This is a genomic window from Streptomyces sp. NPDC029296 (genome assembly GCF_055569255.1).
The window spans coordinates 1-20,808 of record NZ_JBVHXT010000010.1 but is presented as its reverse complement, the minus strand read 5'-3'; the positions used below and the strand labels follow the sequence as shown (position 1 = coordinate 20,808).

Annotated in this window: 18 protein-coding genes and 1 pseudogene; 8 read left to right on the top strand and 11 right to left on the bottom strand. The window is 72.1% G+C overall.

The window, feature by feature from the left end:
- Positions 1-48: 48 nt before the first annotated feature.
- On the bottom strand, positions 49-696 hold the full coding sequence (locus ACZ4W9_RS10920) for a DedA family protein (RefSeq protein WP_467934727.1): 648 nt from the start codon (positions 694-696) through the stop codon (positions 49-51).
- 305 nt (positions 697-1,001) lie between these two features.
- Between ACZ4W9_RS10920 and ACZ4W9_RS10915 the strand changes: the two genes are divergently transcribed.
- Both ACZ4W9_RS10915 and ACZ4W9_RS10910 read left to right on the top strand, forming a co-directional pair.
- On the top strand, positions 1,002-2,243 hold the full coding sequence (locus ACZ4W9_RS10915; protein ID WP_467934726.1) for an aminotransferase class I/II-fold pyridoxal phosphate-dependent enzyme: 1,242 nt from the start codon (positions 1,002-1,004) through the stop codon (positions 2,241-2,243).
- Positions 2,240-3,382, top strand: a complete 1,143-nt coding sequence (locus ACZ4W9_RS10910; protein WP_467934724.1) for a GNAT family N-acetyltransferase — start codon at positions 2,240-2,242, stop codon at positions 3,380-3,382. The genes ACZ4W9_RS10915 and ACZ4W9_RS10910 overlap by 4 nt, the downstream gene beginning before the upstream one ends.
- Positions 3,383-3,838: 456 nt before the next feature.
- On the opposite strand, the gene ACZ4W9_RS10905 is transcribed toward ACZ4W9_RS10910, so the two are convergent.
- Positions 3,839-4,009, bottom strand: coding sequence for a hypothetical protein (locus ACZ4W9_RS10905; protein WP_467934722.1), 171 nt, complete (start codon positions 4,007-4,009; stop codon positions 3,839-3,841).
- Between the two features lie 276 nt (positions 4,010-4,285).
- On the opposite strand from ACZ4W9_RS10905, the gene ACZ4W9_RS10900 reads away from it, so the two are divergent.
- Positions 4,286-4,480, top strand: a complete 195-nt coding sequence (locus ACZ4W9_RS10900) for a hypothetical protein (protein ID WP_467934721.1) — start codon at positions 4,286-4,288, stop codon at positions 4,478-4,480.
- Positions 4,481-4,570: 90 nt separating this feature from the next.
- On the opposite strand, the gene ACZ4W9_RS10895 is transcribed toward ACZ4W9_RS10900, so the two are convergent.
- Complete coding sequence (locus tag ACZ4W9_RS10895; protein WP_467934720.1) at positions 4,571-4,771, bottom strand: cold-shock protein; 201 nt, start codon at positions 4,769-4,771, stop codon at positions 4,571-4,573.
- Positions 4,772-5,098: 327 nt separating this feature from the next.
- On the opposite strand from ACZ4W9_RS10895, the gene ACZ4W9_RS10890 reads away from it, so the two are divergent.
- The 4 genes from ACZ4W9_RS10890 to ACZ4W9_RS10875 all read left to right on the top strand — a co-directional run bounded on the left by ACZ4W9_RS10890 (position 5,099) and on the right by ACZ4W9_RS10875 (position 8,521).
- Positions 5,099-5,518 (top strand): DUF2267 domain-containing protein, encoded by a 420-nt coding sequence (locus ACZ4W9_RS10890; protein ID WP_467934718.1) that lies wholly within the window; start codon positions 5,099-5,101, stop codon positions 5,516-5,518.
- 61 nt (positions 5,519-5,579) lie between these two features.
- Positions 5,580-6,161: a GNAT family N-acetyltransferase gene (locus tag ACZ4W9_RS10885; protein WP_467934717.1), complete on the top strand. Its 582-nt coding sequence runs from the start codon at positions 5,580-5,582 to the stop codon at positions 6,159-6,161.
- Positions 6,162-6,965: 804 nt separating this feature from the next.
- On the top strand, positions 6,966-8,285 hold the full coding sequence (locus tag ACZ4W9_RS10880) for a S8 family serine peptidase (protein WP_467934716.1): 1,320 nt from the start codon (positions 6,966-6,968) through the stop codon (positions 8,283-8,285).
- Positions 8,282-8,521 carry a hypothetical protein gene (locus tag ACZ4W9_RS10875; protein WP_467934714.1) on the top strand — a complete coding sequence of 80 codons (240 nt, stop codon included), beginning with the start codon at positions 8,282-8,284 and terminating at the stop codon, positions 8,519-8,521. The genes ACZ4W9_RS10880 and ACZ4W9_RS10875 overlap by 4 nt, the downstream gene beginning before the upstream one ends.
- Before the next feature lie 77 nt (positions 8,522-8,598).
- On the opposite strand, the gene ACZ4W9_RS10870 is transcribed toward ACZ4W9_RS10875, so the two are convergent.
- The 8 genes and pseudogenes from ACZ4W9_RS10870 to xylB form a co-directional block, all read right to left on the bottom strand.
- Complete coding sequence (locus ACZ4W9_RS10870; protein ID WP_467934713.1) at positions 8,599-10,800, bottom strand: endonuclease; 2,202 nt, start codon at positions 10,798-10,800, stop codon at positions 8,599-8,601.
- Positions 10,801-10,941: 141 nt separating this feature from the next.
- The gene (gene adh, locus ACZ4W9_RS10865) at positions 10,942-12,465 is read right to left on the bottom strand and encodes an aldehyde dehydrogenase (RefSeq protein ID WP_467934712.1); all 1,524 of its coding nucleotides are present in this window, start codon (positions 12,463-12,465) and stop codon (positions 10,942-10,944) included.
- Positions 12,466-12,521: 56 nt separating this feature from the next.
- Complete coding sequence (locus tag ACZ4W9_RS10860) at positions 12,522-13,826, bottom strand: transcriptional regulator (RefSeq protein ID WP_467934710.1); 1,305 nt, start codon at positions 13,824-13,826, stop codon at positions 12,522-12,524.
- 69 nt (positions 13,827-13,895) lie between these two features.
- Complete coding sequence (locus ACZ4W9_RS10855) at positions 13,896-14,501, bottom strand: N-acetylmuramoyl-L-alanine amidase (protein ID WP_467934708.1); 606 nt, start codon at positions 14,499-14,501, stop codon at positions 13,896-13,898.
- Positions 14,502-14,701: 200 nt separating this feature from the next.
- Positions 14,702-15,570: pseudogene (locus ACZ4W9_RS10850) on the bottom strand (acetamidase/formamidase family protein); the annotation flags it as partial.
- Positions 15,571-15,751: 181 nt separating this feature from the next.
- Positions 15,752-16,084 (bottom strand): hypothetical protein, encoded by a 333-nt coding sequence (locus tag ACZ4W9_RS10845; protein WP_467934707.1) that lies wholly within the window; start codon positions 16,082-16,084, stop codon positions 15,752-15,754.
- 498 nt (positions 16,085-16,582) lie between these two features.
- Complete coding sequence (locus ACZ4W9_RS10840) at positions 16,583-17,791, bottom strand: ROK family protein (protein WP_467934706.1); 1,209 nt, start codon at positions 17,789-17,791, stop codon at positions 16,583-16,585.
- A 51-nt stretch (positions 17,792-17,842) separates the two neighbouring features.
- The gene (xylB, locus tag ACZ4W9_RS10835) at positions 17,843-19,288 is read right to left on the bottom strand and encodes a xylulokinase (protein WP_467934704.1); all 1,446 of its coding nucleotides are present in this window, start codon (positions 19,286-19,288) and stop codon (positions 17,843-17,845) included.
- Between the two features lie 155 nt (positions 19,289-19,443).
- Here xylB and xylA point away from each other — a divergent pair, with 155 nt between their 5' ends.
- Positions 19,444-20,610 carry a xylose isomerase gene (gene xylA / locus ACZ4W9_RS10830; RefSeq protein ID WP_467934703.1) on the top strand — a complete coding sequence of 389 codons (1,167 nt, stop codon included), beginning with the start codon at positions 19,444-19,446 and terminating at the stop codon, positions 20,608-20,610.
- Positions 20,611-20,808 lie beyond the last annotated feature (198 nt).

The window sequence follows — 20,808 nt, the reverse complement described above, 5'->3', positions numbered from 1 at the left end:
CCCGGGCTCGGCGGGCGAGGGAGCCGCGCCGCATTCGGCGGGGGCCGTTCAGCGGGCGGAGTTCCGGCGCTCCCGGCGTTCCCGGAGGGCTCGGCGGGCCTCCGGCAGCAGCGGGAGCAGCGACACGACGACGACCAGGGCCACCAGAAGCAGCAGATAGTCGTCGATGTGCGGCACGGAGGCCCCCAGGGTGTACCCGGCGAGGACCAGCGTCTGCGACCACAGCACCCCGCCCACCGTCTGCCACAGCGTGAACGTCCCGGCGGGGACGCCCAGCACCCCGGCCACCGGGTGCAGCACCGTCCGCAGCAGCGGCACGAAGCGGCCGATCACCAACGCCTTGCCGTGGCCGTAGCGGGTCAGCAGCCGCTCCGCCCGCGCCACCGCGTGCGTCACCCGGCGGCTGGACGTACGCGCCAGCAGCGCGCGCCCGCCGTGCCGCCCGAGCAGATACCCCGCCTGACCGCCGGCCACCGCCCCCACGGCCGCGCACACCAGCACCTGCCACAGCGTGAGCCGGGGCGGCTGCTGGGCGCCGCCCGCGCACAGCACCCCGGCCGGGAACAGCAGGGTGTCACCGGGCAGGAAGAAGCCGACGACCAGCAGGCCCGACTCCGCGAAGACCACCGCCAGCACGCCCAGCGCGCCGAAGGTGGCCAGCACCGACGCGCTGTCCATCGGGTTGACGGCGGTCACCTGCCCGCACCTCCCGGCCCGCTCGCGGACGTGTCCGCTCCCCAGCATCACCCGCGCGGCATCCGCGCGCGTACCGGTTCTCCCCGGCCCGGCTCCGGGCCGGCCGGTGGGGGCGTGAGCCGGGGGCGTACCGCATTCGCGCCCTCGGCCGCATCGCCCATCGGACCCGTTTCACTCGAATGGCTTAACGAAACCAGGCCTTGGCTTTTCATTTCATTCCTCTGGCTGAGAGGATGCCGAGGCCACCCTCTCCACATTTTTGTATGAAAATCTCAAAAGGGTGGCGAGTCGAATGTGAGAGCGCAGTGGCAGATATTTTCGACAAGCAGTTGACGGCCGTCATGCAGCACGCGACGCGCATGCGGCCGAGGGCCGTCTACAACGCACTCGAGGCGCGCGGAGGGGAGGTGTTCCTGGGTGGAAAACGCCTGGTCATGGCCGCCCGAAACGATTATCTTGGCCTTTCCGGACATCCCCGTGTCGTGGCGGCGGCGGCCGACGCGGCCCGTCGCTGGGGTGCCTCCGCCTCGGCGAGCAGGCTGATCGGCGGAACGCTCACGCTGCACGAGGAACTGGAGGCCAGGCTGGCCGCGTTCCTCGATGCCGAGGCGGTGATCGTGACCACCACCGGCTTCGAGGCGAACCTGGCGCTGGCTCCCCTGCTCGGCCGCGGTGACATCGTCTTCAGCGACAAGGCCAACCACGCCTCGCTGATCGAGGCGGTGCGGCTGGGCTTCGCCGACAGACGCTGGTACCGGCACTCGGACATGGCGGACCTGGAACGGAAGCTCGCGGCGGCCGACCCGGACGCCGCCAAGGCGATCTTCACGGACGGTCTGTTCTCCATGGAGGGCGACCTGTGCCGGCTCCCGGAGCTGGTCGCCCTCGCCCGGCGCCACGGTGCCCGTCTGGTGGTCGACGGCGCCCATGACATCGGGCTGCTCGGGCCCGGCGGACGAGGGGTGACCGACCACTTCGGGCTGCCCGACGCCGTCGACCTCCACACGGGCACCCTGTCCAAGGGCTTCGGCTCCATCGGGGGCTTCCTCGCCGGGCCGGCCGAGGTGATCCACTATCTCCGGCACACCTCGCGGTCCGTCATCTTCACCACCTCGATCCCCCCCGCCTCGGCCGCGGCGGCGCTGGCGGCCCTGACCATCATCGAATCGGAGCCCGAACGCCGGGCACGCGCCTTCGACGTGGCCCGGCAGGTGCGCGACGGCCTGCGCGGCCTGGGCTTCGACACGGGCGACTCGGTCACCCCGATCGTGCCCGTGATCACGGGACGCAAGGAACTGGCCACGGCCCTGTGGCGGGAGGTGCTCACCGAGGGCGTCTTCACCAGCGCCGTCTCCGCACCGGCCGTACCCGAGGAACGCTCGCTGGTCCGGCTGTCCCTCCAGGCCACGCACACCGACGAGGACATCGACCGCATCCTCCAGGCGTTCGCCCACGCCGGCCGCCGCCTCGGCCTCATCCCCGCCGGGCCCCCGCCCGTCCCGGTGCAGCCGACCCTGAGGGAAACGCTTCTGGAATGGGTGTCATGAGCGTCGCGGTCACCCCCGTCCGGACGCGCGCCGATCTCACCGCCTTCATCCGGCTCCCGTACGACGTCTACCGCGACGACCCGCGGTGGGTGGCCCCGCTGGAGCACGAGCGGCGTTCCTTCCTGGACCCGGCCCGCAATCCGTACCACCGGGTGGCCGAAGTCCGGCTCTTCCTCGCGCGGCGGCACGGCACCGTCGTCGGCAGGATCGCGGCCATCGTCGACCCTCGTTACAACGAGCGGCACGGACCGGACCGGGGACTGATCGGTCTGTTCGAGTGCGCCGACGACACCGAGGCCGCCGCGGCTCTCTTCGACGCGGCGGACGACTGGCTCGCCGCGCAGGGGATGACGCGCACCTTCGGCCCCCTCGGATTCACCACCAACGACGAGTGCGGCGTCCAGATATCCGGTTTCGATCAGCCGCACATCCTCATGATTCCCCGCAACCGGCCGTATTATCCGCAACTCTTCTCCGCATGTGGATTCGAGAAGGCCAAGGACCTGGTCTCGTACGCCATTCCGATTCCCGGCGACGGGGAACCGCCCGCGGAATACCGTGAAGCCGCGGACCGCGTTCTCGCGACCCCGGGGCTCACCGTCCGGCCGATGGATCCGAAGCGGACGGAAGCCGATATGGAGACCGTCCGCAATCTGTACAATGAAACATTCACCCGCAGCTACGGCTCGGTCCCCATCGACGAGGCGCAGTTCGGCTACACGATGCGCAAGCTGAAGCCCCTGCTGCGTCCCGGCCTCCTCCAGATCGCGGAACTGCACGGCACACCCGTCGCCTTCCTGCTCTGCCTGCCCGACGCCCACCAGGCGCTGCGCGCGGCCCGTGGCCGGCTCACCACCTTCGGCCTGCCCATCGGGCTGATCCGGACCGCGCGGGCCGTCCGCCGCATCGACCGTGTGCGCTTCGCCGCCATGGGCGTGGCGAAGGAACACCGCTCCCGTGGTCTGGCGGCGGCCCTGGTCACCCAGGCGCAGCGGGCCGCGTTCCGTCTCGGGTACACCGAGATCTCCTACTCCTGGGTCCTGGAGGACAACCACGCCTCCCGCCGCCACGGCGAGGCCCTCGGCGGCGTCCACACCCAGACGCACCGCCTCTACGAGCGCGCCACAGCCGCGTCGTGAGGCTCCGGAACTCCACGGTCCACGAGACCGCGCCCCGCAAGCCCACCGCTCGGACGCCCACCGGCCGGACGCTCACGGTTCAGACGCTCACGGTTCCGACGCCCCCTATTCAGAAGACCACGGTGATCTTTCCCGTCAGGCCGCCTCGGTCGAGGCACTCGTGCGCGGCGTGGATCTCGTGCGGGCCGAAGGTGGAGTGCGCGCGCCCGCAAGGAGCCGCGGTCGAGTCCGGCCTGCTCGCACAGGCCGACGCCGTCCTCGCGTACCTGGTGGACGGTGGCACGGACGGCACCGGAGGACAGGTCGGGAACCGGGTCGGCCCGGGTGGCGATCGACGGGTACCGGCCGCCGCCGGCCACCGCCCCGGTGACGAAGGCGCCGAAGGTGTCGGACACCGTGTCGCAGGAGCCGGGCCGGAGAGCGCGCGGGTTTGTGACGACGAGTCCGGCACCGTGTTCACGGGCGGAGGCGACCTGTTCCGTGCGGGGGTCCCAGGGCGTAGATCCGGACCCCGCGGGCCCGGGCGGTCTGCGGCGCCGGTCCGCCGACGGCGCCCTCGGCACCGGCGATCAGCGGCCGCTGCCCGGCGGTGACCGCGAGCCGGTCGAGGGTCTGCACGGCCGTCACAGCCCGGACAGCGGCGGAGTGGCCGCCTTGACCGGGCCGACCGCCCGCGCCGGACACCGCCCGCGCCGGACACCGCCCGCGTCGCCAGGGCCGCCAGGTCCGACCAGGGTGCCCCGGCCGGTGCCGGGCTGATGCGACATCGCGATGGCTCGCTCCCGGGCGCGCGGCCCGCTGCCGCCCCCACCGACGGAATTCCAGCGCCCCCGGACGTGGCCGCCGCCACCGTCCCCAAGGGCTGGTGGACAGGCATTCCGCAGGTCGGCCTGGGTACCCGTCGTGCGTACGACCCGATCGAACGAGGAGGCGGTCACCGTGACCGTGCCCGAGGAGAACCGTCCGAAGACGACCACGACGGACGAGGTCATCGAGGCGACCGACACCGGCGACGAGCAGCAGCCCGGCGCGTCCGGCCGCTCGATGCGCGAGGCGATGGAAGAGGCGGGAATCACACCGGACGACTTCAAGGAGTAGCCGGGCGGATCCGTCCCGCCCTGACAGGCCCACGGTGACGACAAGAGGGCCGGTGCCTCGCGGCACCGGCCCTCTTGTTCGGCGGAGGCCTCAGATGGCCCGGACGTTCGCGGCCTGCGGGCCCTTCGGGCCCTGGACGACCTCGAACTCGACCTGCTGGTTCTCCTCGAGGCTACGGAAGCCGTGGCCCTCGATCTCCGAGTAGTGGACGAACAGGTCCGGGCCGTCGGGCTGGGCGATGAAGCCGAAGCCCTTCTCGGCGTTGAACCACTTCACGGTTCCCTGAGTCATTTGCTGCTCCTTGCAGGGGCTGGGTACGGAAGCCGCACCGTGCGGACTCCCGGGCCGGCCTGGACGCGACTTCTCCAGTTCCCTGAAGGAAGGCGGCGCCCGCGACATCGTTCTTCGCGAGCGTGCGGTGAAACACAGACACAAAAACTACGACCAACCGGTACAACGAGCCGCCCACCGGGTTCATTCCCGCCGCCGGAAAATTCTCGTACGTCGCTTCTCGGCGACACGCGTCCGCTTCGCACCGGTATGTGCGTAAGTGTCGATGGCGAGGGCACCCGGCAGACCGCAGCGTCCTCAACGACAGCACGCACCGGTGGAGGCAGCATGATCAGCCATGAGCATCTGGTGGAAGACGTGGCGTCGCGGACCCGCCTGGACGACACGGAGGCCGCCGACGCCGCCGTGCACCTCGTCCTCGCGGCCCTGAGCAGTCGCCTCGACCCACCGCGCCGGGAGCATCTGCGCAAGGCCGTACCGGCCCACGAACGCCCCGCGCTGCGGTACGGGGCCGATGTGGCGGACGACCGCGCCGTGTCGCTCGACGATCTGCTGGCGGACGTGGCCCGGCCCGCCGGTGCCACCCCCGAGCAGGCACTCTTCCTGGCGCAGGCGGTCGTCTGCCGGATCGCGGCCGAGGACACGGACCTGGCGGCGGACCTGCGACGCGCCCTGCCGGACGAGTTCGGCACGCTGTTCGAGGAACCGGAGGACCCGGATCAGGCCCCCGGGCGCGGGTCCTCGTAGATCACCGGCCCGTACGGCAGAGAGGTACTGCCGCCTCCTGGCGCCGTCGTAGCGTCATGCCATGACCGCAGCCGACGACACGACGTACCGCTACCGCACCGCCGTCCCCGAAGATGCTCCCGCCCTCCAGGCCCTGGACAGTTCCTTCACCACGGGCTCCGTCTTCCGGGTGACCGTGACGGAGGAGGGCTTCGGGGTGCGGGAGGTTCCGGTGGATCCGCCGCTGACCAAGGTGTTTCCCGAGGACGAGCCGGACGGTGACGAGCCGGACGGTGATCAGGAGGACGGCGAGGGGGGTGCGGACCGCCGCACCTTCGTCGCCGAGGGGGTCTCCGGCGCACCGGCCGGATTCGTGGCCGTGTCGTACTCCGGCTGGAACCGCCGGCTGACCATCGAGGACATCGAGGTCGGCCCGGAGCACCGGGGCAAGGGGGTCGGCCGCGCGCTGATGGGCCTCGCGGTGGAGTTCGCCCGCGAGAGGGGCGCCGGACACCTCTGGCTGGAGGTCAGCAACATCAACGCGCCGGCGATCCACGCGTACCGGCGGATGGGCTTCACGTTCTGCGGGCTCGACACCACCCTGTACGACGGCACCCCCTCGAAAGGCGAGCAGGCGCTCTACATGAGCATGCCCTGCCCGTGAGGGCGCGGCCCCGCGTCGACGCGCGCGGGATGCGGTGGCGGTGGCCCGTCCGCGCAGGATGAGGGCCGTCCACCGCACGATCCGAGCCCCCGGAGCCGGGAGCGGCGGATGTCCTGATCGCCGGCCCCGACTGATCGGCCGCAAGGCCGAGTCGGCCACACGAAGCGGGCCTCGGCGATGCCGATGTCCCGGTAACCGCGAAGCCGCGCCGCGGCCATGGGGGGCGGGCGAAGCCGCCGAGGCCGCCGAGCGCGGTAACCCGGCGGCCGAGACGGCCGTGACCCGCCCGGTGGTCAGCGGGAGGGCGAGCCGTACGACATGCCGGCCTGACGTCCCGCAGCCCCGCTCACCGTCGGGGGCCCGGGCACGCGCCTGCCTCGTCGGTCGCCGTGACCTGCCCCGTGCGGCCGGCCTGTGCGGGTGCGGCGGTTGGCGTCCGCGATCGGATCGGCCCGTGGCCGGTCAGGAGGACGCCGCGGCCCCATCGCGCGGCGGCGGCGTGCGGCCTGCTCCGGAGCGGGGCCCGGAAGGCGTGGGCATGCGGCTCGGCGCGGCACCGACGCTCACCAGACGGGCGTCGGCGCGTGCGGACGGACCCTCCCATCGTCTCGTCCCGGTACGGCCGCTCCGGAGGAGTTGCGCACGGCCGTGGGCGGCAGGAGGGTGGAAAGGAGGGCGACAAGGCAGGCTCGGACGCGCCGACTCACCGTACGACGTACGTGCGGTATCCGCCCGCCGAAGGTGTCTCGGGCGTGCGGCCGGGGCGGTCACCGGACCCACGGGGGCAGTCGGAGCGGAGACACCATGACGAACGAATCATTCGACCGCCGTGAGGGCGGTGAGCAGTTCGGTCTGTACGACCAGAGCGTCCTCAAGCGCGAGAACGCCTACACGGGAAAGTACCTCGTACTTCTCGACTGTCAGGAAGAGGACCGCGGCATGGAGGCGCTGCGTTCCCAGGCCGGCATCGCGACCGCGGAACAGGTGCGCGGTGCCGAGGCGGAGAATGCCCTGCGCGTCCTCGAAGAGCCGGACGTGTCCGCGCTCTTCCCGGAGCTGGGCGTCGCCGTCGTCGACGTGGCACCCGACCAGCGCGAGGCCCTGATGACGGCCGCCCAGGAGGAAGCGTCGATCATCGCCGCGGAGCCCGAGCGACTGGTCTACATCTCGACGATCACGGACCGCTCGCGGGAAGTGAAGGGGTACTACCCCACGTACCGCAGCGACGAGGACGTCCTGGAGCGGCACACCACGGCGGCGATGGCCGTCTCGCTGGGCCCGGCCTGGGACGAGACCGATCACACCTGGGGCCTGCAGGCCGTGCGGGCCAACCATTCCCATCTGACCGGGCAGGGTGTCCAGGTGGCGGTGCTCGACACCGGCGTGGACACCGGTCACCCAGACCTCTCCCCGCGCATCGCCGGAACGGCGTCCTTCGTACCGGGGCAGTCCGTGCAGGACGGCAACGGCCACGGCACCCACTGCATCGGCACGGCCGCGGGTCCGGCGGAACCGCAACAGCGGCCGCGCTACGGCGTCGCCCCCGAGGCGCACATCCTGGCGGGCAAGGTGCTCAGCAACCAGGGCAGCGGGAGCGACGGGCAGATCCTCGCGGGGATCGCCTGGGCGCTGTCCCAGGGCGCGAAGGTGATCTCGATGTCGCTCGGCGCTCCGGTCAGTCCCGGGCAGTTGTTCTCGCCGGTCTTCGAGAAACTCGCCAAGCGGGTCGTCGGTGCGGGCACGCTGATCGTCGCGGCGGCGGGCAACGACGGTGGGCCGGTCAACCACCCGGCCAACTGCCCCTCGATCCTGGCTGTCGCGGCCCTGGGCAAGGCACTTGACGTGGCGCCGTTCTCCTGCCGAGGCCAGAGTCTCATCGGCGCCGAGATCAACATCGCCGCGCCCGGGGTGGAGGTGCGCTCCGCCTGGCCGGTGCCGCAGTTCTACAAGACGATCAGCGGCACCAGCATGGCCACCCCGCACGTCGCGGGTATCGTCGCCCTGCTGGCCGAGGGGGCGCCGGACGCCACGGCGTCCGAACTGAAGAAGCGCCTGCTCGCCGGCGCGTACCGGCTGGCGCAGCTCCCCGCGAGCGTCGGCGCCGGCCTGGGGCAGACTCCGTGACCGCATCCCCGCGGGTGGACGTCATCCTGTCCGTCGAGCCCGCGGGGTTCACCGAGACGATGCGTGCGGCACAGGACGCCGGACTCACCGTGACAAGTGAGCAGCCGCTCATCGGCACGGCTGCCGGCACCATCGCCGAGGACCGGATTCCGTTGCTGCGGGCGGTGGAGGGCGTGGAGGCCGTCGAACGGGCCCGCACGATCCGTCTGCCACCGCCCGAGTCGCCGGACCAGTGAGCCTGGGTCGCCGGACCAGTGAGGACGGGGTCGATCGCCTCGCCTGAGGGCGGGACGATCGCCGGTCACACCGCCGCTCAGGGCCAGACACCGGAGAAGTCGATGCTCCGAGCCCACTCCGGGTGGTCTATCAGGGGATTGCGGTTCCCCTGTATCGCGGCGATGGCGGCGTTGCGGTGCGACTCGTACTCGGACACGGGCTCGTTCTCGTGCCACTCCAGCAGAATGGGCAGCCGTTCCTCGGGGAACTCCGCCGGCCTGTCCCCGACTTGGCCGGGGTAGCGCAAGAGGAAGTACAGGGTGGCTCTGGCGACGGCTCCCTTGCTGTGCTCCGGCTCGAACCCGGACTTCTCGCGCATGCCGCAGTCCGCCCGTACGGCCTCCTCGAAGCCGGGGAAGTCCATGTAGGGGTAGTTGCCGCGGAAACTGTTGCACGCCGGTTCGCACGCGAACAGATGGTGCAGATCACCCCGCATGGGCTCCCGTTTGGCGAACCAGGACTGCGGGACGACGTGCTCGCAGTTGTAGGGCAGCGACGCCTCCAGGGCGTCCAGCTCCGCGACGAGTTCCTCCGCGCTCGCCGCGCTCTCACGCATCAGGAACTCCTGCATGCCCTGGAGCCGGGCCGCCTCGGCGGCGGCGTCGGCGCGGATGAGTTCCTCCGCGGTGAAGGTCTTGCCCGAGTACACGCTGCGCAGCAGGCGGTCGGGGTGGAGGTCGACCCATGGGTAGAGCATCCGCGCGGGTTTGTAGGAGGGGCGGGGCCCGTGGGTCTCCTCCAGCAGTGCGGTCAGCGCCTGCCGCAGTGCCTCGCCGCCCGAGTCGGCGTCGACGTGCGCGTAGTAGGTGTCTCGTGCGGCGCGGTCGTCGTCGCGGAGGTAGTAGGCGCGAGTCTCCCCGAGCCGGAGGTTGAGCAGGGCCGCGTCCAGATCCCGCGCGGCGGCGCCGGCAGCGGCCACCGGAGCCGGAGGCGGAGCGGAGAGCTGGTCGGGGCCGCGCTGGTCGGGTCCGCGTTGTTCGGACGCCCGCGCGCCGACGACGCCGACGGTGATCCGCAGCGGCACGGTGAGGCCTACGGCGGTACGGGAAGCGACCGGTGCGGAACCGTCCGGCACGGTTACGTCCAGCCCGAACCCGTCCGGCACGAATCCGTCCGGCCCCGGCCTCGCCGTTGTCGGCGGTGCCCCCTCGCCGTGCGGCGGCGGGCCCGGCGGCCGGAACAGCTCGTCGCGCAACCGGGCCGCGTTCCCGGTCAGCGTGAGCCGGCTCAGTGCTTGCAGCACGCGGCTGACGCGCACTCCCTCGTTGGCCTTCCACGCCAGCCGGTGCTCGCCCATCCCCGGCCGCCAGGGCGTTCCGTCGGTGGCCAGAGGGTGGCCGTCGGGGCCGGTCTCCGGCACGGCCGAGTGGTGCAGGGCGACGACTTCCCACTGATCGTTGAAGACGGGGGACCCGGAGGAACCCGGCGCGGTGTCGGTCACGTAGTGGACGAACAGATCCAGCAGATCGACGATCTGGTTCTCGCGCAGGGCGAGTTGCTTGGGCTCGCCGTTGGGGTGCTGGATGATGTTGACGAATTCCCCGATGATGGCCTTTCCCTGCGCCCCGTCCAAGGGCAGCCAGCCGAAGTCGGCGAGGTGCGCGTCCTCCTGGTTGCGCTCGGCCACCGCGACGACGGTGAAATCCAGATCGCGGTCGGTGGCGAAGAAAGCGTGGGGCTCAAGGCTGAACGCCACCGGGGTCAGCGGGTGCCCGTCCCTTCCTGCCTGGTAATTGAATGCGACAACGGCGTGGCCTGCTTCCTCCACGCTCCGTAGCACGTGGTTGTTGGTGAGGAGGAGGGAAGGGGACACCATGAAACCGGTGCCGTGATGTCCGCCCTCGGGTGTGCGGACGGAGACTCGCCCGATCGACCGCGCGGCCAGGTACCCGCCCTCCAGGAAGGCCACCCCGGTGAGGTTGTTGCGTCCCATGAGGCGTTCCAGGCCGAGGACATCGGCGCCGAACACCTCCGGTGACAGCGGCAGCGTACTGCCGGCCGTCGTGACGGGTTCCGTCGGTATCTGTTCGATCGCCTTGGCGAGCGACCAGTCGGCGTTCAGGCGTGCCAGCCGCTTCTTGACCCGAGCGGGATCGTCGGCGTACAGCACGCCCCGGTTCTCGATGGTCTGGAGCGTTTCGTCCCGCTGCGGGGTCCGGTTGCCGAAGCGTTGCGCGGCCTTTTCCAACTGCGCCAGGTAATCCGTCTCCGCTTGAGGAACGTGTTCTACGGTGATCATCGAACGTCTCCCTCGCTCCGCTCCCCTCCTCCATTGTGTCCACCGGTCATCGGTGATTTCTTCTCGTGCGGATGCTCGCCGATTCAAAAGTCACCTGGTCAACCACCTGTGTTCCGCCAGGTTCCGTCTCCGTGCCCGTGCCTAGAAGAAGCCCAGCTTCTTCGGCGAGTACGACACGAGGAGGTTCTTGGTCTGCTGGTAGTGCTCCAGCATCATCTTGTGTGTCTCGCGGCCGATGCCGGACTGCTTGTAGCCGCCGAACGCCGCGTGGGCGGGGTAGGCGTGGTAGCAGTTGGTCCACACGCGGCCTGCCTGGATGGTGCGGCCCGCGCGGTAGGCGGTGTTCATGTCGCGGGTCCATACGCCCGCGCCCAGGCCGTACAGCGTGTCGTTGGCGATCTTCATGGCGTCGTCGAAGTCGGCGAAGGAGGTCACCGAGACGACCGGGCCGAAGATCTCCTCCTGGAAGATGCGCATGCGGTTGTCGCCCTCGAAGATGGTCGGCTGGACGTAGTACCCGCCCTTCAGCTCGCCGTCGTGCTCGACGCGTTTCCCGCCCGTGAGGATCTTCGCGCCCTCCTGGCGGCCGATGTCCAGGTAGGAGAGGATCTTTTCCAGCTGGTCGTTGGAGGACTGGGCGCCGATCATCGTGTCGGTGTCCAGGGGGTGGCCCGGCGTGATGAGCCGGGTGCGCTCGACGGCCGCCTCCAGGAACTCCGTGTAGTGGCCGCGCTGGATCAGCGCGCGGGACGGGCATGTGCAGACCTCGCCCTGGTTGAGCGCGAACATCGTGAAGCCTTCCAGCGCCTTGTCGCGGAAGTCGTCGTCGTGCGCCCACACGTCGTCGAAGAAGATGTTCGGCGACTTCCCGCCCAGCTCCAGGGTGACCGGCTTGATGTTCTCCGAGGCGTACTGCATGATCAGCCGCCCGGTCGTGGTCTCGCCGGTGAAGGCGATCTTCGCCACCCGCGGGCTCGACGCGAGCGGTTTGCCCGCCTCCACGCCGAAGCCGTTGACGATGTTCAGCACACCCGGCGGCAGCAGGTCCGCGACCAGGTTCAGCCAGTAGTGGATGGAGGCCGGGGTCTGCTCGGCCGGCTTGAGGACGACCGCGTTGCCCGCGGCCAGCGCCGGTGCGAGCTTCCACGTCGCCATCAGGATGGGGAAGTTCCACGGGATGATCTGCGCGACGACACCCAGCGGTTCATGGAAGTGGTACGCCACCGTGTCGTCGTCGATCTCGCCCAGCGAACCCTCCTGCGCCCGGATCGCCCCCGCGAAGTAGCGGAAGTGATCGATGGCCAGGGGGATGTCGGCCGCCAGCGTCTCCCGCACCGGCTTGCCGTTCTCCCAGCTCTCGGCCACCGCCAGCGGCTCCAGGTGCGCCTCCATCCGTTCAGCGATCTTCAGCAGGATCCCGGAGCGCTCCGCCACCGGTGTACGGGCCCACCCCGGCGCCGCCGCGTGCGCGGCGTCCAGCGCCCGCTCGACGTCCTCCGCGGTGCCGCGCGCGATCTCCGTGAAGGGCTGCCCGTTGACCGGCGACGGATTCTCGAAGTACTGCCCCCGGGCCGGCGGCACATAGGTGCCACCGATGAAGTGGTCGTACCGCGCCTGGTAGGAGACGATCGCGCCCTCGGTGCCCGGCGCCGCGTATCGAGTCATCCTGGTCTGCCTCCCGGTGCAGCGCTGCCCGCCGTCGGGCAGCTCTCGGCCCGAGGCTAGGCAAGCGGACGTTGCAAGTACGTTGCGCTGCCGGTCCGGGCCGGTGCCCAGCCGGCCGGCACCGCCAGCTCCGCTTCCAGCGCCGCGAGCCGGGCCCGCCCGGATGCCGTGGGGCGCACCGCGGCGAGGGCCCGCCACACCTCCAGGTCGTCCTCGCCCCACGGCGCGTGCGCCCAGTCCGCCAGCAGGTCCGGATCGCGGTGCGCGATCAGTGCCGTACGCAGTCCCCCGGCGAGCCGCTCCCTCAGCCGCACGATGGCCGGGGCCTGTGAGGCCGGCAGCAGGGGGCCGGTGTACCCCGCCACCGCCGAGGTGAGCGCGCCCGTCTCCAGCCGCCGCTCCACGACGGTGGCGTCCGACTCGACCACGGCCGTCAGCCGGTACGGCCGTGAGGCGAGCAGCCCCGGGCCCAGCAGCCTGCGCAGCCGGGCCAGTTCGGCGCGCAGCGTCACCGGTGTCACCGACTCGTCCGCGTACAGCGCGCACAGCAGTTCGTCCCCGCTCAGTCCCTCGGGGTGCCGGGACAGCAGCACCAGGATCTCGCTGTGCCGGCGGCTGAGCCTGATCCGCCGTCCGCCCAGGGTGAGTCCGGCCTCGTCCCGGCCGAGCGCGTCGAGCAGCGGCGCCTCCCCGGGCCCGGGCGGGGCGAGCAGAGCGAGCTGGGCCTCGGCGGCGCACGCCACCGCCCGCACGAAGCCGAGGCTGTGCGGATGGGCGAGCCCGTTCCCGCCCGTGATGTCCACGGCCCCCAGGATCCGCCCGGTGCGCGGATCGTGTACCGGGGCGGCGGCGCAGGTCCACGGCTGCACCCGCCGTATGAAGTGCTCCGTGGCGAAGACCTGCACGGGGCGGTTCACGGCGACCGCGGTGCCCGGCGCGTTGGTGCCCACCGCGCCCTCCGACCAGCGGGCCCCGGGCACGAAGTTCATCCGGTCCGCGCGGCGCCGGGTCGCCGCGTGTCCCTCCACCCACAGCAGCCTGCCCTGCGCGTCGCACACCGCCAGCAGATGCTCGCCATCGGCGGCGAACGTGCCCATCAGCTCCCGGAACAGGGGCATCACCCGGGCCAGCGGATGCTCCGCGCGGTAGGCGCCCAGGTCACCACCGGTCAGCTCCACACTGGCGGTGCCGTCCGGGACCACACCGGCCCGCACGCTGCGCCGCCACGACTCCGCCACCACCGACCGCACCGGGCGCGGCACCGTGCCCGCCGAGGTGAACGTCTCGTGCGCCCGGCGCAGTTCCCGGACGCGTTCGGCGGGGTCGGCCCCCGGCTCCAGGGCAACCCACGGATCGGTCAACTCGGCCTCCCCGGGCAGTGGTGCGGCGACGATGCGGGCGGTACGGCGAGGCTGCCGTGGTCTGGTCGGTCAGGAGAAGTTCACCATTCTGATGTAGCGCACCCAGTCCCAGTCCGGTCCCGGGTCGGTGTGGTCGGTGCCGGGCACCTGATAGTGGCCGATGATGTGCTCCCTGTCCCGGGGAATGCCGTACTTGGCGCAGATCGCCGCCGTCAGCTTCGCCGACTGGGCGTAGAGCGCGTGGGTGAAGTACTCGGGCCGGTCCACCCAGCCCTCGTGCTCGATGCCGATCGAGCGTGTGTTGTAGCCCCAGTTGCCCGCGTGCCAGGCGATGTCGGCCTCATGGACGCACTGGGCGATGTGCCCGTCCGACGAGCGGACCACATAGTGGGCGGACACCTTCTTCTGCGGATCGGCGAAGATCGTCAGCGTGTCGGTGTACGTCTCCTGTGTGACATGGATGATCACACGGTCGACGGCGTACGCGCTGGGGCGGTCGGACACCGTGTAGTTGGCGGTGCTCGCCGGCCGCCATTCGGCGGGCGGGTAGTCGACGGACAGGGTCTGCGCACCGGCACGCGCGTCGGGGAGCAAGGCGTAGGGGACGGCGGCGAGGGCCGCGCCCTTCAGCAGCCGTCGTCGGCTGAGGCGGGATTCGGCTCGGTCCAGGTCCATGGCGGTATGCCTTTCGGAGTGGCCTTTCGGTATGCCGTGGGGGAGGAATCCGTTCGGGAGGGAAACCCTTGGGAAGGAGCTCCGTCAGGAGGCGGCCCTTCGCAAGGAGCCCGCTCGGGAGATGGTCCCTCGCGACGCGGCACTGCGGGAGGTAGCCGTTCGGGGAACGGAAGTTCGGTCACGGGTGAGGGGCTCGGACGTCAGCGGCGCAGGGCCCGGGCGGTCCCCCGCAGCCGTGCGTGCACGCCGCGGTACGTCTCTCGTGCGGGCAGCCATTCCTTGGGGAGCCTGGCCACGCATGTGTAGTTCGTGTCGCACACGTTGGCCAGCGGAGATTCCACCGTCTGGGTCGCGAACTGGTACGCGTCCAGCTCGCTGAAGCCGTAGTCGGCCACCAGCCAGCGCACCAGGTCGACCTGCGATATCCGGAACGCTTCCTCCAGCGGGCGGGCCGAACCGGTCGAGATGATGTGGGTGTCCGACTCCAGCCGGGGCCACGGTGTGGTGACGCCCTTGAGCAGGTCCACGATCACCACCGTGTTCATCGCGCACTCCACGGCCACCCCGCAGGCCTCGCCCTCGCCCTGCCGGGCGTGCCCGTCGCCCAGGCCGAGCAGGGCGCCCTCGGCGTTGACCCCCAGGCAGCAGGTGACTCCGGCCCGCATCTCCGGTGTGTCCATGTTGCCGCCGTGGGCGTCGGGCACCAGGGCCGAGCGGACCTCCAGGTCGGCCGGCGCCACGCCACCGTGCCGTGCATCGGGTCCAGGGGCAGCTCCATCCGGAAGTCGCTGTCCCGTGCCTGGAACAGGGCGGTCCCGCGAGCCCGGTCCAGCTGCCAGATCCAGACCCGTTCCCGCAGCGGCGGTTGCAGCGTGGCCGCGGTGGCTGTGGAGGTGAGCGCGCCGAAGAGCGGGACCGTCGTGGACGCCGCCCAGTCGCGGGCCGGTTCGATCGAGACGAAGTGCACGGCCACGGTGTCACCGGGTTCGGCGCCCTCGATGTGGAAGGGGCCGGTCTGCGGATTGAGGCAGGGGAACTCGCCCACCTCGGACACGAGGTCCTGCCCGGAACCGGACCAGTACGCCTGGACGTTCGGCGGGGCGTCGCCCTTGGCACGGATCACCCCCGGCACGGTTCGCACGGTGAGGATCAGGGGGTCGGTCATCGCGGCGTGGCTCCCTTCTGGGGACGATCACGGGCGTCGGAGGGATTGGGTAGACCGGGCGCGCCGCCCACCGGAGTGCCGGGGGTCAGCGGACCCCGGTCCCGTCCTGCCGGTCGGCACGGGCGTCGTAGGCGTCGAGGTGCACCCCGGCGGTCCCGGCCATCCGGTCGGGATGCCGGCGTATCAGCACGAGCAGCACCAGCGCACCCACTGCGAGCCATGCGCCTACGACCGGACCGGCGTAGGGCACCGGAGCCGTCACCGGGGCGATCAGCACCGACAGCGGCAGGCTGTCGCCCGCGAAGGCGGCACCGGACGGAATCGCCGCGGCCGGCGCCGTCGCCGTGACGTTCCGGAACAGGAGGTCGCGCAAGCCGATGGCGTCACGCCGTAGTGCCCCGGCCGTCTCCCCGTGCATGTGTGCCCCCGATGCGTCCGTCGGTTGCCGTCCGTCGTCCGAGCATGTCGCCGCTTCCGCCGGGCCACCGCACGGAAATGACGATCCGTCGGCTGCCCTCGCGTGAATCACGGTACGGCGCGGGGTGATTGGGCAGAAGGGTCCGCCACGGTTCGGTGGACAACCCGCCGCATGTGGATAACTCGGTCACCCGATCGGGTGTCAGCCGCCCGGAAGCCGGAGCCGAAGCCGCGGCTCGTCACAGCGGCACAGCGGCACAGCGGCACGGCGGCGTGCCCTCCTGCGGACACCGAGAGGAACAGGTCGCGCCTCCTCCTGCGGATACACCGGGACAAGGCCACGCGCCCCTTGTCGAACCCGGGCAGCGGCCCGTGCGGTGGCATGAGCCGTGGCTGCCGCGGCGTCAGGCCGCACGACCCGAAAAGTGCCTGTGGGACGCCGTGCCCCCAGGCCGCGCGGCGCCCGGCAAGCACGCTCGGACTCGGATCGCGCCAGGCGTCAGGACCGTTCCGCCACCACCGCCGGGTCGTCCAGCACCGCGCGGACGACCGAGTGCGCGGCGCCCAGCAGCGGGCCCCGCGGACCCAGCGGCGACACCGTCACCGGGCAGGCCGGCCCCGCCGTACGGCCCGTCAGCTCCGTCTCCAGCGCCGGCAGCAGCCAGGGCGAGAGATCCGCCAGGGCTCCGCCCAAGACCACGGTCTCCGGATCGAGCAGGTTCACCGCCCCGGTCAGGGCGATGCCGAGGGCCGTACCGGCGTCCCGCAGGGCGGCCCGGACACCCTCGTCGCCGGCCCCGGCGCGCTCCGCGAGCAGGCCCACCAGGTCCTCCCGGGGCGCCAGCCCGGCCGCGCGCCGTACCGCTTCCTCACCCGCGTACTGCTCCAGACACCCCCGGCTGCCGCACGGGCAGGCAGGCCCGTCGGGCCGTACGGGCACATGGCCCAGCTCGCCCGCGAACCCCCGCTTCCCGCGCAGCAGCCGGCCGTCCACGACGACCGCGGCACCGATGCCGATCTCGGCCGACACGTGCAGGAAGTCACCGGGCGTCCCGGCACCGAGCCACAGCTCGGCCAGCGCGCCGAAATTGGCCTCGTTGTCCACGGACAGCGGCCAGTCGCCGGGCAGCAGGGCACCGAGGTCGGTGTCGTGCCAGTCGAGATTCGGGGCGCGTACGACCGTCCGCCCGTCCCTGGCCACCAGTCCGGGCACGGCGACCGCGAGCCCGGCGGGCCAGAGTTCCGCCTGCTCGGCTTCCGCGACGACCTGGTGGACCAGCGCCGTCAGCTCCTCGATCACCGGCTCCGGCGCCCGCCCCCGGTTGCCGCCGCGCCGGACCGCTCGCGCCCGGACCTCGCCGCGCAGATCGACCGCGCACACCGCGAGATGGTCGACACCGATCTCGGCCCCGATCCCGGCGGGACCCCGGCCGCTCACCGCGAGCGCCGACCCGGGCCGGCCCACCCGGCCGGGCCGCTCGGGGCCCAGTTCCTCCAGCAGGCCCCACCGGATCAGCTCGTCCACCAGTGTCGACACCGCCGCCCGGGTCAGACGGATCCGCGAGGCGACCGCCGCCCGCGACAGCGACCCTTCCGCGCTGACGGCGTGCATCACCCGGGCGAGGTTGCGCCGGCGCATGCCCTGCTGGGTGTCCGGCAGAGCGCGCCCCGTGCCCGGCGGGCGCGCCTCGTGCGGCGGTGCGGTCATGCCTGCGTCAATCCTTGGTGTCTGCCGCCGGGCTGTGGGCGGGCGGCCTGGTCAGTCGGTCTCAGGCCGCCGCTCCAGCAGCGGGGCCGCGTCGGAGAGTACCCCGGTGATCCTGTCCAGCGTCGACCGGTCCCGCTCCACGGCCTCGAGCACCGGTCCCTCGGCCGTGTTCCAGCGGCGGGCCACCGCCGCGGGATCCTCGCCGGTCAGCAGTCCGGCCGCCTGCGCCGCCGCGCCCAGGGCGACCAGTTCCCTGGCCCGCGGGATCTGGACGGGCCGCCCGGAGAGCCGGCGCACGGTCTGCTGCCAGGCCGTGCCCCGGGCCCCGCCGCCGATCAGGAGCAGCGGGGTGTCGCGGTCGGCGTCCGCGTCGAGCACCAGGTCGAGGGCTCCGAGCAGCGCGTGCACCGCGCCGTCGTAGGCCGCTTGCAGCAATTGGCCCGCGGTGGTGTCGTGGCGCAGCCCGTGCAGCAGCCCGGAGGCGTGCGGCAGGTTGGGGGTGCGTTCGCCGTCCAGGTACGGCAGCAGGGTCACCGAACCGCCGGGTTCGACCGCCTCGCGGTCCAGACCCAGCAGGGCCGCGACGCGGTCCACCGCGAGGGTGCAGTTCAGGGTGCAGGCCAGGGGCAGCCAGTCCCCGCGCGCGTCGGCGAAGCCGGCCACCGTGCCGGTCGGGTCGGCGGGGCGGCGCTCGGAGACGGTGTAGACGGTGCCGGAGGTGCCGAGGCTCAGCACCGGCGTGCCGGGCCGCAGGCCGAGGCCCAGGGCCGCCGCGGCGTTGTCACCGGTGCCGGGGGCCACCAGTGTGCCCTTGGAGAAGGGCAGGTCGTGGCTGTCGCGCACGGTGCCCACCGTTTCACCGGGACGGGCCACCCGGGGCAGCAGCGCGGGGTCCAGACCGATGTGCGCCAGGGTCTCCTCGTCGTACGCCTCGGTCCCGGACGCCCACCAGCCGGTGCCGGAGGCGTCGCCGCGGTCGGTCGTGCCCTGCCCGGTCAGGCGCTCGGTGAGGTAGTCGTGGGGGAGCCGGACGGCCTTGGTCGCGCGGACCGCCTCCGGCTCGTGCTCGGCGAGCCACGCCCATTTGGCGGCCGTGAAGGAGGCGCCGGGCACGCTGCCGGTGCGTTCGGCCCAAGCCTTCGGGCCGCCCAGCTCCTCGACCAGGCGGCGGGCCTGCGGAGCGGAGCGGACGTCGTTCCACAGCAGCGCGGGACGCACCGGCTCACCGTGTTCGTCCAGGGTGACCAGGCCGTGCTGCTGGCCGCCGACCGAGACCGCCGCCGCCTCGTGCGCCGCCTCACCGCATTGGGCGAGCGCCGTGCACAGCGCGTCCCACCACTGGCGCGGGTCGCTCTCCCGGCCGGCCCCGCTGGTCACGGTGTGCGGCGCCTGGCCGCCGGCCACGATCCGCCCGGTCGCCACATCGACGACCAGTGCCTTCGTGGACTGGGTGGACGTGTCCACTCCGACGACGAGCGGACCCTCGGCTGCTGACATGGGGCTCTCCCTCTTCCGCGGCTCCGCGGGTTGTGCGGTGGCTGACGAAGACATCTGGCCGGGGAAAGACATGTTGTCTCTTCCCAGCGGTCTGTGCGCATACTAATTTGTAAACGGCCATGACGAAATACTCGTACGCAGCAAGGAGCCGCGCCATGAGCTACCAGCCCACCCCCGAGGACAGGTTCACCTTCGGTCTGTGGACCGTCGGCTGGCAGGGAAGGGACCCGTTCGGTGACGCCACCCGCCCCGCCCTCGACCCGGTCGAGACGGTGCAGCGTCTGGCGGAACTCGGTGCCCACGGAGTGACCTTCCACGACGACGACCTGATCCCCTTCGGTTCTTCGGACGCCGAGCGGGAGTCGCACATCAAGCGGTTCCGGCAGGCCCTGGACGCCACCGGCATGACCGTCCCGATGGCCACCACGAACCTCTTCACGCACCCCGTCTTCAAGGACGGCGCGTTCACCGCCAACGACCGCGACGTGCGGCGTTACGCGCTCCGCAAGACCATCCGCAACATCGACCTGGCGGCCGAGCTGGGCGCGAAGACGTACGTCGCCTGGGGTGGCCGCGAGGGCGCAGAGTCCGGGGCCGCCAAGGACGTGCGTGTCGCCCTGGACCGCATGAAGGAAGCCTTCGACCTGCTCGGCGAGTACGTCACCGCGCAGGGCTACGACCTCCGCTTCGCGATCGAGCCCAAGCCGAACGAGCCCCGCGGCGACATCCTGCTGCCCACGGTCGGCCACGCGCTGGCCTTCATCGAGCGCCTGGAGCGGCCCGAGCTGTACGGCGTCAACCCGGAGGTCGGCCACGAGCAGATGGCCGGCCTGAACTTCCCGCACGGCATCGCGCAGGCCCTGTGGGCGGGCAAGCTCTTCCACATCGACCTCAACGGCCAGTCCGGCATCAAGTACGACCAGGACCTGCGGTTCGGTGCCGGTGACCTGCGGGCCGCCTTCTGGCTGGTCGACCTCCTGGAGAGCGCGGGTTACGAAGGGCCCCGCCACTTCGACTTCAAGCCGCCGCGGACCGAGGACATCGACGGCGTGTGGGCCTCGGCCGCGGGCTGCATGCGCAACTACCTCATCCTGAAGGAGCGCGCGGCCGCCTTCCGCGCGGACCCGGAGGTGCAGGAGGCGCTGCGCGCGTCGCGGCTGGACGAGCTGGCCCAGCCGACCGCGGCCGACGGCGTCCAGGAGCTGCTCGCCGACCGTACGGCCTTCGAGGAGTTCGACGTGGACGCGGTCGCCGCGCGCGGCATGGCCTTCGAACGGCTCGACCAGCTGGCGATGGACCACCTGCTGGGTGCGCGGGGCTGACGCCCACGCGCGCGTACCGGCGACCGCCCCGGCCGGAGGGGTGGTCGCCGCCGGGGGGGGGGGGGGGGGGGGGGGGGGGGGGGGGGGGGGGGGGGGGGGGGGGGGGGGGGGGGGGGGGGGGGGGGGGGGAGGGGGGGGGGAGGGGGGGGGGGGGGGGGGGGGGGGGGGGGGGGGGGGGGGGGGGGGAAGAAGGAAAAA

What these genes read in the sequence shown, in the direction of transcription:
- ACZ4W9_RS10910 (WP_467934724.1), top strand. Translation starts at nt 2,240, where the DNA reads ATGAGCGTCGCGGTCACCCCCGTCCGGACGCGCGCCGATCTCACCGCC.
- ACZ4W9_RS10895 (WP_467934720.1), bottom strand. Translation starts at nt 4,771, where the DNA reads ATGACTCAGGGAACCGTGAAGTGGTTCAACGCCGAGAAGGGCTTCGGC.
- ACZ4W9_RS10890 (WP_467934718.1), top strand. Translation starts at nt 5,099, where the DNA reads ATGATCAGCCATGAGCATCTGGTGGAAGACGTGGCGTCGCGGACCCGC.
- ACZ4W9_RS10885 (WP_467934717.1), top strand. Translation starts at nt 5,580, where the DNA reads ATGACCGCAGCCGACGACACGACGTACCGCTACCGCACCGCCGTCCCC.
- ACZ4W9_RS10880 (WP_467934716.1), top strand. Translation starts at nt 6,966, where the DNA reads ATGACGAACGAATCATTCGACCGCCGTGAGGGCGGTGAGCAGTTCGGT.
- ACZ4W9_RS10870 (WP_467934713.1), bottom strand. Translation starts at nt 10,800, where the DNA reads ATGATCACCGTAGAACACGTTCCTCAAGCGGAGACGGATTACCTGGCG.
- adh (WP_467934712.1), bottom strand. Translation starts at nt 12,465, where the DNA reads ATGACTCGATACGCGGCGCCGGGCACCGAGGGCGCGATCGTCTCCTAC.
- ACZ4W9_RS10855 (WP_467934708.1), bottom strand. Translation starts at nt 14,501, where the DNA reads ATGGACCTGGACCGAGCCGAATCCCGCCTCAGCCGACGACGGCTGCTG.
- ACZ4W9_RS10845 (WP_467934707.1), bottom strand. Translation starts at nt 16,084, where the DNA reads ATGCACGGGGAGACGGCCGGGGCACTACGGCGTGACGCCATCGGCTTG.
- ACZ4W9_RS10840 (WP_467934706.1), bottom strand. Translation starts at nt 17,791, where the DNA reads ATGACCGCACCGCCGCACGAGGCGCGCCCGCCGGGCACGGGGCGCGCT.
- xylB (WP_467934704.1), bottom strand. Translation starts at nt 19,288, where the DNA reads ATGTCAGCAGCCGAGGGTCCGCTCGTCGTCGGAGTGGACACGTCCACC.
- xylA (WP_467934703.1), top strand. Translation starts at nt 19,444, where the DNA reads ATGAGCTACCAGCCCACCCCCGAGGACAGGTTCACCTTCGGTCTGTGG.